11 protein-coding genes are annotated in these 12977 nt (G+C 57.1%); 10 read left to right on the top strand and 1 reads right to left on the bottom strand.

What is annotated here, in order from left to right:
- Positions 1-358: 358 nt before the first annotated feature.
- The 9 genes from HQ37_RS05335 (at position 359) to HQ37_RS05375 (ending at position 10477) form a co-directional block, all read left to right on the top strand.
- Positions 359-1543, top strand: a complete 1185-nt coding sequence (locus HQ37_RS05335; RefSeq protein ID WP_036881297.1) for an aminotransferase class I/II-fold pyridoxal phosphate-dependent enzyme — start codon at positions 359-361, stop codon at positions 1541-1543.
- Positions 1544-1652: 109 nt separating this feature from the next.
- Positions 1653-2582 carry a hypothetical protein gene (locus tag HQ37_RS08100; protein ID WP_052080788.1) on the top strand — a complete coding sequence of 310 codons (930 nt, stop codon included), beginning with the start codon at positions 1653-1655 and terminating at the stop codon, positions 2580-2582.
- A 284-nt stretch (positions 2583-2866) separates the two neighbouring features.
- Positions 2867-3457, top strand: coding sequence for an ATP synthase subunit E (locus HQ37_RS05345; protein ID WP_036881298.1), 591 nt, complete (start codon positions 2867-2869; stop codon positions 3455-3457).
- A 36-nt stretch (positions 3458-3493) separates the two neighbouring features.
- Positions 3494-4402: a DUF2764 family protein gene (locus HQ37_RS05350; protein WP_036881299.1), complete on the top strand. Its 909-nt coding sequence runs from the start codon at positions 3494-3496 to the stop codon at positions 4400-4402.
- Between the two features lie 34 nt (positions 4403-4436).
- Positions 4437-6191, top strand: a complete 1755-nt coding sequence (locus HQ37_RS05355) for a V-type ATP synthase subunit A (protein ID WP_036881300.1) — start codon at positions 4437-4439, stop codon at positions 6189-6191.
- Positions 6192-6199: 8 nt separating this feature from the next.
- A complete protein-coding gene (locus tag HQ37_RS05360) occupies positions 6200-7522 on the top strand; it encodes a V-type ATP synthase subunit B (RefSeq protein ID WP_036881301.1) in 1323 nt (440 codons plus the stop codon).
- A 33-nt stretch (positions 7523-7555) separates the two neighbouring features.
- The gene (locus HQ37_RS05365; protein WP_036881302.1) at positions 7556-8176 is read left to right on the top strand and encodes a V-type ATP synthase subunit D; all 621 of its coding nucleotides are present in this window, start codon (positions 7556-7558) and stop codon (positions 8174-8176) included.
- Entirely contained in the window at positions 8173-9981 is a 1809-nt protein-coding gene (locus tag HQ37_RS05370; protein WP_036881303.1) for a V-type ATP synthase subunit I, read from the top strand. Before HQ37_RS05365 ends, HQ37_RS05370 begins: the two co-directional genes overlap by 4 nt.
- Before the next feature lie 37 nt (positions 9982-10018).
- The gene (locus HQ37_RS05375) at positions 10019-10477 is read left to right on the top strand and encodes an ATPase (RefSeq protein ID WP_036881305.1); all 459 of its coding nucleotides are present in this window, start codon (positions 10019-10021) and stop codon (positions 10475-10477) included.
- 186 nt (positions 10478-10663) lie between these two features.
- On the opposite strand, the gene HQ37_RS08195 is transcribed toward HQ37_RS05375, so the two are convergent.
- Positions 10664-10993, bottom strand: coding sequence for an RNA polymerase sigma factor (locus HQ37_RS08195; RefSeq protein WP_081951774.1), 330 nt, complete (start codon positions 10991-10993; stop codon positions 10664-10666).
- A gap of 453 nt (positions 10994-11446) precedes the next feature.
- Here HQ37_RS08195 and guaA point away from each other — a divergent pair, with 453 nt between their 5' ends.
- A complete protein-coding gene (gene guaA / locus HQ37_RS05385) occupies positions 11447-12967 on the top strand; it encodes a glutamine-hydrolyzing GMP synthase (protein ID WP_036881307.1) in 1521 nt (506 codons plus the stop codon).
- The last annotated feature ends 10 nt before the right edge of the window (positions 12968-12977 follow it).

Below are 12977 nucleotides of genomic sequence, written 5' to 3' on the forward strand. Positions count from 1 at the left end.
GGCCTAGAGAAAAGTTGGGTTTCAAATCCCCAGCAAAAGTATTCTTCGCTGCTATAAAGTAAATTTGCACTTGATACTTGAACCTGCACTTGATCAGTATCTGATAGGAATTGCAGAATATAGGCGAAAATGTGTATTTTTGCCCCCATAATTGCCTCTCCCCAAAGCCTGGGGAGTGTTCGAGCTCTGTGGGTTCTCCCCCTCTATGCCTGCCCAAGTTTATATCATTGCCCTAGTGAGGGTATGGTCGTCGCTTGGTTGGTGGAGTTGTACAGCTTGCTTTGGGAGGCTGGCAGAGGTTTTGTACCAGTCCTTCCCTGGGAATGGCTCTGCTCGAGAGGCATCAATAGAGTAGATTATGAAGTTACTACAAGCTAAGTTGGCCCAATACACAGAGCCTCAGAAGGCTCAGGCGGCCAACATCTATCCCTACTTTCGCAAGATAGAGAGCGAGCAAGACACGGAGGTCGTCATAGACGGGCGTAAGGTGCTGATGTTCGGCTCTAATTCCTATCTTGGACTGACCAACCACCCCAAGGTCAAGGCCGCAGCTATTGCCGCCACCGAGAAGTATGGTACTGGCTGTGCTGGCAGCCGCTTCCTCAATGGGACGCTGGACTCGCATCTAGATCTAGAGAAGAGACTAGCCGAGTTTATGGGCAAGGAGGAGGCCGTGATCTTCTCCACTGGTTTTCAGGTCAATCTCGGTGTTGTATCCTGCCTGACAGGCCGACACGACTACATTATTTGGGATGCTCTGAACCATGCCTCGCTCATCGAGGGAATGCGTTTAGCCTTGGGCAAAGACTTGAAGTTCAAACACAATGATATGCAGTCCTTGGAGAAGCGACTGCAGCAGTGTGAGCCTGACAAGATTAAGCTGATCGTGGTCGATGGGGTCTTCAGCATGGAGGGCGACATCTGCAATCTGCCCGAGATCGTCCGCCTGGCTAAGAAATATGACGCAGCTGTCATGGTAGACGAGGCCCATGGTATCGGGGTCATTGGAGATCACGGCCGAGGGGTCTGCAACTACTACGGACTCACCGACGAGGTCGATCTGATCATGGGTACCTTCAGTAAGTCCTTCGCCTCCATCGGGGGCTTCATCGCTGGGGACTCGACCTTGATCAACTACATCCGCCACCATGCTCGCTCGTATATCTTCAGTGCCAGTGCAACGCCTGCCGCAACGGCCGCTGCGGCTGCCTCGCTGGAGATCATGCTCACAGAGCCCGAGCGTGTTGCGGCCCTTAGGGAGAAGACAGACTATTGTCTCGAGCGTTTTCGTAGCCTAGGCTTCGAGATCGGCAATACCTCTACGCCCATTATCCCGCTCTATGTGCGTAATAACGAACTAACTTTTAAGATCACGGCCGACATCTTCGACGAGGGGGTCTTCATCAACCCCGTAGTCTCGCCTGCCGTAGCCCCCGAGGATACGCTCATCCGCTTCTCACTGATGTCTACGCATACCTATGAGCAGCTCGATACGGCTATCGACAAGCTGCACAAGGTCTTCAAGCGTTACGGCCTACTCTAGCGGCTTATTCTCTCCGAGATTCATACATGGACGGGGGTGTGGCAGGATGCAGATCCGACCACACCCTCGGTCACTATCGCCCCTCTCCCGACCGATCCCTCCCCCCCCTATGGCTCGTATCCCCCTCTGCTGTGCCCAGCCCTCCTCTATCCTGAGGCGGGGCCTCCTCTTTGTAGCCCTTCTCATGGCCGCCCTCTCTGTTTTGTCTCTGAGGGGGGCGGAGGACGTCCCCTATTCCTCCCGCTGGTTCGGCCCGCATGCCCTGCCCGTCCCCCCGATAGAGGAGGCGAGGATTGGCCGAGAGACCCTCATTGCCACACGATTGGGCTCGTCCCTCTTGAGCCGCAGGGATCAAAGTCAGAGCCTGCATCTGAGCCTCGAGATCCCCCTCCTGCGAGAGGTCATCTCGGTCAGAGCCTGGGGCTGCATTCTAGAGCATTACTGCATCAGCGACGCCTGGGGCGAGCAGCTCGGGGTGCGGCCCGAGGAGCGATCGGGTTGGGCCACGAGCGACTACTATGTTCAGGCGCGAATTCGCCTGCTCAGCGAGCGGAGTATCCACCCGAGCATCATCCTCAATACCACCCTCAAGACAGCCTCCTCGAAGACGGCCTCGACACGTCGATCCTTCGACACGCCAGGCTACTACTTCTCCCTAGAGCTGGGCAAGGATCTCCTGGTGAGCGAGACCCTCCGCCTCCGAGCTGCTGCCCAGCTAGGCTTCCTCTGCTGGGAGACCGGCTCTCGACGGCAGGATGACGCCTATATGTATGGCCTACAGCTCTCCATGCAGTGGCTTCGTCTGAGCATAAGGACGGACCTCTCGGGCTATACGGGCTGGATGTACAGACACCCCCGCTATCGAGCCGATCATGGCGACCGCCCGATCACCTGGCGGATGGAGGCCGCCTTGAGACTGAGCCACAGCCTTAGTCTTACGGCCGATCTCGAGCGGGGGCTGAGGGATTACCCCTTCACCCTCGTAGGCCTAGGGCTAAGGATGGAGCTCCCCGCCCTCACGCCTCGCCTCGTGCGCTAAGCCTCTCTAGCACCCCTTCTAGAGGCTCTCCCCGAGCCCCATACCATGATGACTCCTCGAACCCCTCTCCCCCTCGAAGCCGAACCGATCGAGGAAGCCGAATAATATCCTGAATGTCTAGAACGAATACGCTCCGAGGCCGATGGTCGGCTGGGATTATTTCGTATCTTTGCCTATACTCACCAGGAGGGTAGACCTCGGGGGGCGAGGGGCTCGTAACTTTGTCCCAGGTCTACTTGTTTTGAGGTATAGACGCACGAATACAATAACAAAGTATCATCATTATGGATAGCAAAATTCAAGAACTGACAGAGAAGATCTACAACGAGGGTGTGCAGCGAGGCAACGAAGAGGCTGCTAAGATCCTGGCCGAGGCGAAGGCTCATGCCGAGGAGCTCGAGGCTGAGGCCCGCAGAGCCGCCGACGAGATCGTTCGCAATGCAGAGAGACGTACTCAAGAGCTGCGCCAGAATACAGAGGGCGAGCTCAAGCTCTATGCCGCTCAGATGGTCGAGTCTGTACGCACAACCCTGCTGGATCGCCTGACGGGTGAGATCTGCTCGGCCAATGTGCGGGCCGCTATGGCTGACCCTGCCTTCATGCAGCGGGTGATCCTCGAGCTGGTCAAGGGCTTCGACCTGAGCCGTGGGGTTGTGATCGAGAGTTCCGAGGCCGAGGAGCTTCGCTCTTACTTCGCCACGACGGCCAAGGGGTTGCTCGAGCAAGGACTCGAGATCAAGAGCGTAGCGGGCAAGCCTACAGACTTCGTAGTCAAGCCTGCCGACGGGGCTTTCAAGATCCAAATCGGTGAGGCTGAGTTTATCGAGCTATTCAAGAGCTTCCTCCGCCCCCAGTTGGCGCAGATGCTCTTCTAGCATGAAACACACAGATCAATTAGACGTATCAACCGTATGGGTAAATACTATGCTTTGGTCGCAGGCTTGCCCGCCCTCTCGGTAGAGAGTCAGAAGCTCCCGTACACGCAGGAGGAGTTCTACCTCGAGCTGCAGGAGGTGCTCAACTCTCGGGACAAGCGTCTGCTGGACTGGCTGCGCCTCGAAGAGGAGAATAGGGAGCTCCTCGACCTGCATGAGCAGGAGCTGCTACTCACCCCTCAGACTGAGGACGAGGAGGCTGAGCTTCCCCCGACCTCGCTGCCCCTCGTCGCCCTAAGGCACATCGCTCGGGCCGCAGCCTCGGGGGCTCGGGCTGCACGAGAGCGAGAGATCCCCGCCTATATGCAGGCCTTCGTACACGAGCTCTACTACAAGCCTCTCGACGAGGAGGAGGTTGTTCCTGTGAGCCCCCTCTCTCATGAGGATCGCCTGGCGCAGCTCTATTATGCCGAGGCTGCGGCCTCGAGCATGTCCTTCCTGACCGACTGGTTTAGGCTCAATCAGACTATTCGCAATGTGATGGCCGTCTACACCTGCCGCCGACTGGGCTGGCCTGTAGAGCGATTTGTCGTGGGCGAAGGGCCTATTGAGGATCAACTGCGCACCTCTCGGGCCAAGGACTTCGAGCTCGGCGAGAGCCTCCCCTACATCGGACAGATCATCCAGATCGCCGAGGAGGAAGACATTACTCGCCGTGAGCGGATGATCGACCTCCTGAAGTGGCGATGGCTCGATGACGAGACCTTCGTCAAGGTATTCGACATGGAGAATGTGCTGAGCTACTATATCCGTTTAGGGATCATAGAGCGTTGGCTCAAGCTCGATGAGCGGCAGGGGGAGGAGCGTTTCCGCAGCATCGTCCACGGCCTCAAGCGCGAGAGTAATGCTTCGTTGGATGAATTCCGCCGTAGTACGAAGAAGTAGAGCAGTCTACTAGAAGAGAATAAACAATAGATATATGGCAACAAAAGGTATTGTTAAAGGGATCGTTTCTAACCTCGTAACCATCGAGGTAGACGGCCCTGTAGCACAAAACGAAATTTGCTACATCACCGTCGGGGGGATGCCCCTGATGAGTGAGGTGATCAAGGTAATCGGAAAGAATGCCTATGCACAGGTCTTCGAGAGCACCCGTGGGATGCGCATTGGAGACCCCGTTACTTTCGAAGGACACATGCTCGAGGTAACGCTTGGCCCAGGGATGCTGGCCAAGAACTATGACGGTCTGCAGAACGACCTAGACAAGATGGAGGGCGTCTTCCTCCAGCGTGGCTCGTACACCTATCCGCTGGATGAGGACAAGCAGTGGGCCTTCAAGCCCCTGGCCAGCGTAGGCGACCGAGTGTCGGCGGGTAGCTGGCTCGGTGAGGTTGATGAGAACTATCAGCCGCACAAGATCATGGTGCCATTCGTACTCGAAGGGTACTACACGCTCAAGAGCCTCAAGGGCGAGGGTTCGTATACGGTCAAGGAAGTCATCGCCGTGCTCACGGACGAGAACGGCAGAGATATAGAGGTAACAATGGAGCAGAAGTGGCCCGTGAAGAAGGCTATACAGTGCTACCGCGAGAAGCCACGCCCCTTCAAGCTCCTCGAGACCGGTGTGCGGGTAATCGATACCCTGAACCCTATCGTAGAGGGGGGGACGGGCTTCATCCCTGGTCCCTTCGGTACAGGTAAGACGGTACTCCAGCACGCTATCAGCAAGCAGGCTGAGGCCGACATCGTAATCATTGCAGCTTGTGGAGAGCGTGCCAACGAGGTGGTGGAGATCTTCAAAGAGTTCCCCGAGCTGCTCGACCCCCACACGGGCCGCCAGCTGATGGAGCGTACGATCATCATCGCCAATACCTCCAACATGCCCGTAGCGGCTCGTGAAGCTTCGGTTTATACGGCCATGACGATCGCCGAGTACTACCGCTCGATGGGCCTCAAGGTGCTGCTGATGGCGGACTCTACCAGCCGCTGGGCGCAGGCTCTGCGTGAGATGAGCAACCGCCTGGAGGAGCTGCCTGGGCCAGATGCCTTCCCCATGGATTTGTCGGCTATTGTAGCGAACTTCTACGCTCGTGCGGGCTTCGTGTATCTGAATAATGGGCAGACGGGTTCGGTTACCTTCATCGGGACGGTATCGCCCGCAGGGGGAAATCTCAAAGAGCCCGTAACGGAGAATACGAAGAAGGTTGCCCGCTGTTTCTATGCCCTCGAGCAGGAGCGTGCCGACCGCAAGAGATACCCTGCTGTGAACCCTATTGACAGCTATTCGAAGTACCTCGAATATCCCGAGTTTCAGGAGTATGTCGGCGAACGTATCGGTACTGGCTGGGTCGATCAGGTCGGGGAGATGAAGCAACGCCTACAGCAAGGCAAGGAGATCGCCGAGCAGATCAACATCCTCGGCGACGACGGAGTGCCCCTGGAGTACCACGTAACCTTCTGGAAGGCTGAGCTCATCGACTTCGTGATCCTACAGCAGGATGCCTTCGATAGCATTGACTGCAATTGTCCGATCGAGCGTCAGGAGTACATGGTGTCGCACGTCATTCGGGTGTGCAATACGGACTTTGCATTCGAGTCCTTTGCCGAGGTGGCAGGTTACTTCAAGGAAATGATCAATGCCTTCAAGCAAATGAACTATGCCGAGTATGAGAGCGAGGAGTTCTACCAGGCTGAGCGAGAGATGCTCGAGATCGTTAAACAACGTGCTAAATAGATCCGATTATGACAGCAATAGCTTTTCAGAAGATATATACCAAGATCAGTAATATCACCAAGGCGACCTGCATGCTCCACGCCAGCGGTGTGGGCAATGAGGAGCTCGCAACGATCGATGGCCGCCTGGCTCAGGTGGTGCGCATCATGGGCGATGAGGTAACGCTACAGGTCTTCGGCGGTACGGAGGGGATCGCCACCAATGCCGAGGTAGTCTTTCTCGGCAAAGCCCCCTCGCTCAAGGTAGGCGATCAGCTCGTAGGCCGCTTCTTCAATGCCTATGGAGAGCCGATCGACGGCGGGCCTGAGGTAACGGGCCGAGAGATCGAGATCGGTGGCCCATCGGTGAACCCGGTGCGCCGTGAGCAGCCCTCGGAGCTCATTGCCACGGGGATTGCGGGCATTGACCTGAACAATACGCTGGTAACGGGGCAGAAGATCCCCTTCTTCGCAGACCCTGACCAGCCCTTCAACGAGGTGATGGCGATGGTGGCCCTGAGGGCCAAGAGCGACAAGATCATCCTCGGAGGGATGGGGATGACGAACGACGACTACCTCTTCTTCAAGAATACCTTCAGCAATGCTGGGGCTCTGGATCGCATCATCAGCTTCATCAACACGACCGAAGACCCCTCGGTCGAGCGTCTGCTCATCCCCGACATGGCCCTGGCTGCCGCCGAATACTTCTCCGTGGAGAAGAAGGAGAAGGTGCTGGTGCTGCTCACCGACATGACCAACTATGCCGACGCCCTGGCCATCGTGTCGAACCGTATGGATCAGATCCCCTCGAAGGATGCCATGCCTGGCTCGCTGTACTCTGACCTGGCGAAGATCTATGAGAAGGCTGTCCAATTCCCCGACGGTGGATCGATCACGATCATCGCCGTAACGACCCTCTCGGGCGGCGACATCACGCATGCTGTGCCTGACAATACGGGCTACATCACCGAGGGGCAGCTCTACCTGCGCCGGGATACGAATGTGGGCAAGGTCATTGTAGACCCCTTCCGCTCGCTGAGCCGCCTCAAGCAGCTGGTTATCGGTAAGAAGACCCGTGAGGATCACCCACAGGTAATGAATGCTGCTGTGCGCCTCTTCTCCGATGCTGCTGGGGCACAGACGAAGATGGAGAACGGCTTCGACCTGACGGACTATGACGAGCGTGCCCTCAGCTTTGCCGACGACTACTCGCGTGAGCTCCTGGCCATCGACGTGAATGTGGATACTGAGGAGATGCTCAATACGGCCTGGAAGCTCTTCGGCAAGCACTTCAAGCCCTCGGAGGTGAACCTCAAGCATCAGCTCGTAGAGACTTATTGGCCGAAGGAATAAGCTCCTTTGGCTTCTAGATAAATTACTATAGCAATGGCTATTAAGTTTCAGTACAACAAGACTTCGCTCCAGCAGCAGGAGAAGCATCTGAAGATGCGTGTACGCACTCTGCCCACCATCAAGAGCAAGGAGAGTGCCCTGCGCCAGCAGGTCAAGCAGACCAAGCGAGAGGTCGAGGAATTGGAACTCAAGCTCGAGGAGGATATTCGTGGCTACCAAAGCATGATGAGCCTATGGGACGAATTTAACCCCGAGCTCATCCGTGTTGAGCGGGTGGATCTGTCCGTACGCAAGGTGGCAGGGGTCGTCCTGCCCGTCCTGGATGAGATCCATTATGAGGTTAAGCCCTTCAGCATCTTCAACGCTCCCTCGTGGTACGCCCAGGGGATTGACCTGCTCAAGACCTTGGCCACGACGGGCATCCAGGCGGAGTTCCTACGGTTGAAGATGGAGTTCCTCGAGCATGCTCGGAAGAAGACTACCCAAAAGGTGAACCTCTTCGAGAAGGTGCAAATCCCCGGCTATCAAGACGCTATACGAAAGATCAAACGCTTCCTCGAGGACGAAGAGAGCCTCTCCAAAAGCTCGCAGAAGATCATGCGCTCCAACCTCGAGAAACGTAAACTCAAACAAGAAGAGGAGGTTGTGCTATGATACAGCGGATGAGTAAGTACTCCTTCCTGGTCTATCACCAAGAGTACGAAGAGTTTCTCCTTGCGCTCAGATCGCTAGGCGTAGTGCACATCACCGAGCGCAATAACCCTCGGGAGGCTGAGAGCTTGCGTGCTCTCATGGAGCGTCGAGCCGAGATTGCTTCGCTCGAGCGGGCTCTCACGACCCTCTTGCCCGCAGCCGAGATGCCCGAGCTCGAGGCTCTGCCCTCGATCTCGGAAGACGAGGGTGAGGCCGAGCTTACGGCCCTCAGCGAGGCCTTTGCGGCCCGTGAGGCTCTGTTACAGGCTCAGCAGCACAAGCGGGCGGAGATCCTCGAGCAAGAGCCCTGGGGCGACTTCGACCCCGCTCAGCTCGCTCGTCTCTCGGAGGCTGGCTATCACTTGGCCTTCTATGCGATCAGTGCCTCGGCCCTCACCGAGGAGTACCGTGAGGCTTGGCAGGCCCTGCCTATTGCCCGCAGCGGAGCTCAGGCTCTCTTCGTGCGCCTCGAGCGTCCTGGCGACGAGCCAGCCCCCGAGGCTGAGATCATCAAAGCCCCCACCAAGAGCCTCTCTCGACTGCGCGAAGAGCTGGCCAGCCTTGAGCATGAGCTCGCTCAGGCTACCGAGGCTCTCATAGCCTCTGCCCCCCTACGTCGAGCCAGGCTACAGGCCTATGACCGCCTGCTCTCCTCGGGCTATACCCTCGGGGCGGCACGCCTACAGGCCGTCCGGGAGGCTGACGACAAGCTCATGCTCCTGGAGGGTTGGGTGCCCGAGGTCGATGCCCCTCGTATGCAGCAGGGTCTCGACGCTGCGGGCTATTATTACCAGCAGATGGAGATCACGGACGAAGACCGTGTGCCGATCAAGCTGCGTAACAATGCCTTCACTCGGCTCTTCGAGTCGATTACGCAGATGTTCTCCCTGCCCAATTATGGCGAGATCGACCAGACGGCCCTCTTAGCCCCCTTCTTCCTGCTCTTCTTTGGGCTCTGCTTCGGCGACGGGGGCTATGGCCTCTTGCTCTTCGTCGTGGCGACGATCTTCAAGATCAAGCGCAAGGGAGAGGACAATAGCCTCCTGAGCCTCTTGCAGTGGCTTGGCGGTGGGGCTTTTGTCATCGGGATGCTGATGGGGACGTTCTTCGGCGTAACGCTCGGCTATGCCAAGGCCGAGGACTACTTCATGGGTCAGGACAATATGATGATGATCTCGGTGGTCATTGGCCTTATCCAGATCCTCTTCGCCAAGGGCGTTGCGGCCTACAAGACCAAGGTACAGCGAGGCTGGGCACATGCCCTAGCACCCATTGCCTGGCTCGTGGTGCTCATCGGAGGGGCTTTGGTGCTGGCTCTGCCCAAGATCTCCCTCGCCCTGCCCAGGGCTGTCGAGTACGTCCTCTACGCTCTAGTGGGGCTGTCGCTCCTAGTGGTCTTCTTCTACAACACCCCTGGCAAGAACCCCTTGGTCAATCTAGGCTCGGGCCTATGGACGACCTACAATGTCGCCTCGGGTCTCTTGGGCGACACGCTCTCCTACATCCGCCTCTTTGCCATCGGGCTGACGGGGGGGATCCTCGGGAGCGTCTTCAACCAGCTGGCCATCGAGCAGACGGCTGGCCTGCCGATCTTCGTCCAGGTGCCCCTCATGGTGCTCATCCTCACGCTGGGCCACGGGCTGAATATTGGCCTGGCGATGATCAGTTCGTTCGTTCATCCGCTTCGTCTTACCTTTGTGGAGTACTACAAGAACAGTGAGTTTGAGGGTGGAGGCAAGGCCTACACCCCTTTCAAGGAAAATTAAGCAATACAAATAATTAACATCAAACAATTAAGTCATTATGAATGAAATGTTGGCGTATCTAGGCGTGGCCCTCATGGTCGGCCTGACAGGTATCGGTAGTTGCATCGGTGTAACCATCTGCGGTAATACGACCGTTGGGGCTATGAAGAAGAACCCCGATGCCCTCGGTCAGTATATTGGTCTCTCGGCTCTGCCTAGCTCTCAGGGGCTGTATGGCTTCGTGGCCTTCTTCATGACCAAGGGTGCGATTGATGCCCTCCTGGCCTCTGGAGGCATCACCGCTGCTGCTGCTTGGGCGATCCTCGGTGTAGGTCTTGCCCTTGGGGTTGTAGGTCTGTACTCAGCTATCCGCCAGGCTCAGGTGTGTGCCAATGGTATCCAGGCCATCAGTGCTGGGCACAACGTCTTCGGGGGAACGATGGTTATGGCCGTATTCCCTGAGCTGTATGCGATCCTCGCCCTTCTGGTAACGATCTTGACTGTAACAGCCTTCTAAGCACTCGCCTCTCTTGCGAGTAGACAATAGGGAGTAGTAGGCCCGAGGCCTACTACTCCCTATTCGTTTGTCTGTCTCCCTAGTCTCGGGGTTCGCTGCGCTCGATCCGAAGGGTGCGTCGCAGCTCCTCGAGGTGGCTGAGGATGTCTTGGTAGCGACGTCTGCGCTTCCTCATCGGTGGCAGGATCAGCAGGGCGGAGAGGATGAGCCAAAACACGATCCGACGGGTCTCGGCATCGTTGTGTCCTCGAAGAGGTTGGCCGTCATGTCGAGGCTTACATGCTCGTGGCGTCGGGTGCGCCTCGTCTCGGAGATGCAGGTGTTGAGGCTGATGCGGTAGATCCAGGTCTTGGGCGAGCTGTCGCCTCGGAAGTCCTCGAGGCCCTTCCACAGACGGATCAGCACCTCCTGGAAGAGATCCGCTACCTCGTCGGCATCGTCGGAGAACATGTAGCAGACCGTATAGATCGTAGCCTTATGCTCTCGAACCAGCCGAGCAAATTCTTTTTCCTTCATTCGATCTTCGTTCCTTCTGATGAGGGGGGGCACTCCTTAGACGTCCCCTTTGGGGCAAAAGCTACATCGAGCCCCGAGAAAATATTTTTTGCTCCTCCCTCGCCCCTCTGCTTGTACAAAGATGCTCATATATTTGCACACAGCCTAGGACGATCTCTCCCCCCTCGAAGATCCTATTACCCTCTCGATGGAGATCCTATTAGGATCGAGGGTGAGGCTCAGATAGGAGTTCCGTCGAGTTCCTACTTGAGTCTCGAGCCCGCCCCCTGGGGCTGCTCAGCTGACCTCTCCTCTAGGGCTCAGTCGAGGCCCTATCGAGAGCTCGAGAGGGCTGGGTATCCCTCCAGCAGCTATGCCCCCTCGTTGAGCAGAGAGTGGGGGTGGTCTGAGAGAGAAACGATGGATTTTCGTACCTTTGTCGCAGTTATTTAACTCTTATTTCGACACGCAAGTATGCAAGAGAAAATTCTCATCCTAGACTTTGGCTCGCAGACGACACAGCTCATTGGCCGCCGCCTGCGAGAGCTGAATACTTACTGCGAGATCGTGCCTTACAACAAGGTGCCACAAGACTTGACTGGCATTGCTGGGATTATCCTATCGGGTAGTCCCTATTCAGTATATGACGCCTCTGCCTTCCGCACAGAGCTCTCACTGCTTAGGGGGAAACGCCCCCTTCTAGGGATCTGCTACGGTGCACAGAGCCTTGTCCATCAGGCCTCGGGTAGGGTAGAGCCCTGCGACAGCCGTGAGTATGGTCGTGCCCATCTGTCCATCAAGCACGCACACGATCCTCTGCTCGAGGGCGTGGCCGATGGCGGTGTGGTGTGGATGTCGCATGGCGACACGATTACGGAGCTTCCCCATGGCTTTCGCATCATTGCTAGCACGGAGGATGTCCCAGCGGCAGCCTTCCGCATCGATGGCGAGGAGACCTGGGGCGTGCAGTTCCACCCCGAGGTCTATCACAGCGAGCAGGGTCTGCGCATCCTGAGCAACTTCCTCGATGTAACGGGCATCAAGGGCAATTGGTCGCCCGCCTCCTTCATCGAGAGCACCGTGGCCTCGCTCAAGGCAACCCTCGGCGACGACAAGGTGATCCTGGCTCTCTCGGGCGGGGTGGACTCGTCTGTAACGGCTGTCCTGCTCCATAAGGCAATCGGTTCTAACCTCACCTGCATCTTCGTCGATCACGGTCTGCTGCGCAAGAATGAGTTCGAGAACGTCCTACGCGACTACGAACATCTAGGGCTGAACGTGATCGGAGTCAATGCCCGAGAACAATTCCTCTCCGCCCTCAAGGGGGTAACCGACCCAGAGCAGAAGCGTAAGATCATCGGCAAGGGCTTCATCGACGTCTTCGACACCGAGGCCAAGAAGCTCAAGGACATTAAGTGGCTTGGTCAGGGTACGATCTACCCCGACGTGATCGAGTCGATCAGCATCACCGGCACAGTCATCAAGAGCCACCACAATGTGGGCGGCCTGCCCGAACGCATGAACCTCAAGCTCGTCGAGCCTCTACGCCTGCTCTTCAAGGACGAGGTGCGCCGTGTGGGCCTCGAGCTCGGGATGCAGCCCCATCTGATCAAGCGTCAACCCTTCCCAGGACCAGGCCTCGGTATCCGCATCATCGGCGAGATCACGGCCGAGAAGGTGGAGATCCTCCAAAATGCCGACGACATCTACATGAGCCTCATGAGAGAGTGGGGACTCTACGATCAGGTGTGGCAGGCAGGGGCGATCCTCTTACCCATCAAGAGCGTTGGAGTCATGGGGGACGAACGTACATATGAGTACACCGTTGCCTTGAGGGCCGTAACCTCTACCGATGCGATGACGGCGGACTGGGCTCACCTGCCCTACGACTTCCTAGCCAAGGTCTCCAACGAGATCATTAATAAGGTACGAGGCATTAACCGTGTCGTTTACGATATCTCTTCCAAACCCCCCAGCACCATCGAGTGGGAGTAACCTCCCACCC

The sequence above is a fragment of the Porphyromonas sp. COT-239 OH1446 genome (assembly GCF_000768875.1).
Classification (GTDB): Bacteria; Bacteroidota; Bacteroidia; order Bacteroidales; family Porphyromonadaceae; genus Porphyromonas.

Bases quoted from the DNA above. Each gene is read 5' to 3' on its own strand.
- HQ37_RS05335 (WP_036881297.1), top strand. From the start codon at position 359: ATGAAGTTACTACAAGCTAAGTTGGCCCAATACACAGAGCCTCAGAAG.
- HQ37_RS08100 (WP_052080788.1), top strand. From the start codon at position 1,653: ATGGCTCGTATCCCCCTCTGCTGTGCCCAGCCCTCCTCTATCCTGAGG.
- HQ37_RS05345 (WP_036881298.1), top strand. From the start codon at position 2,867: ATGGATAGCAAAATTCAAGAACTGACAGAGAAGATCTACAACGAGGGT.
- HQ37_RS05350 (WP_036881299.1), top strand. From the start codon at position 3,494: ATGGGTAAATACTATGCTTTGGTCGCAGGCTTGCCCGCCCTCTCGGTA.
- HQ37_RS05355 (WP_036881300.1), top strand. From the start codon at position 4,437: ATGGCAACAAAAGGTATTGTTAAAGGGATCGTTTCTAACCTCGTAACC.
- HQ37_RS05360 (WP_036881301.1), top strand. From the start codon at position 6,200: ATGACAGCAATAGCTTTTCAGAAGATATATACCAAGATCAGTAATATC.
- HQ37_RS05365 (WP_036881302.1), top strand. From the start codon at position 7,556: ATGGCTATTAAGTTTCAGTACAACAAGACTTCGCTCCAGCAGCAGGAG.
- HQ37_RS05370 (WP_036881303.1), top strand. From the start codon at position 8,173: ATGATACAGCGGATGAGTAAGTACTCCTTCCTGGTCTATCACCAAGAG.
- HQ37_RS05375 (WP_036881305.1), top strand. From the start codon at position 10,019: ATGAATGAAATGTTGGCGTATCTAGGCGTGGCCCTCATGGTCGGCCTG.
- HQ37_RS08195 (WP_081951774.1), bottom strand. From the start codon at position 10,993: ATGAAGGAAAAAGAATTTGCTCGGCTGGTTCGAGAGCATAAGGCTACG.
- guaA (WP_036881307.1), top strand. From the start codon at position 11,447: ATGCAAGAGAAAATTCTCATCCTAGACTTTGGCTCGCAGACGACACAG.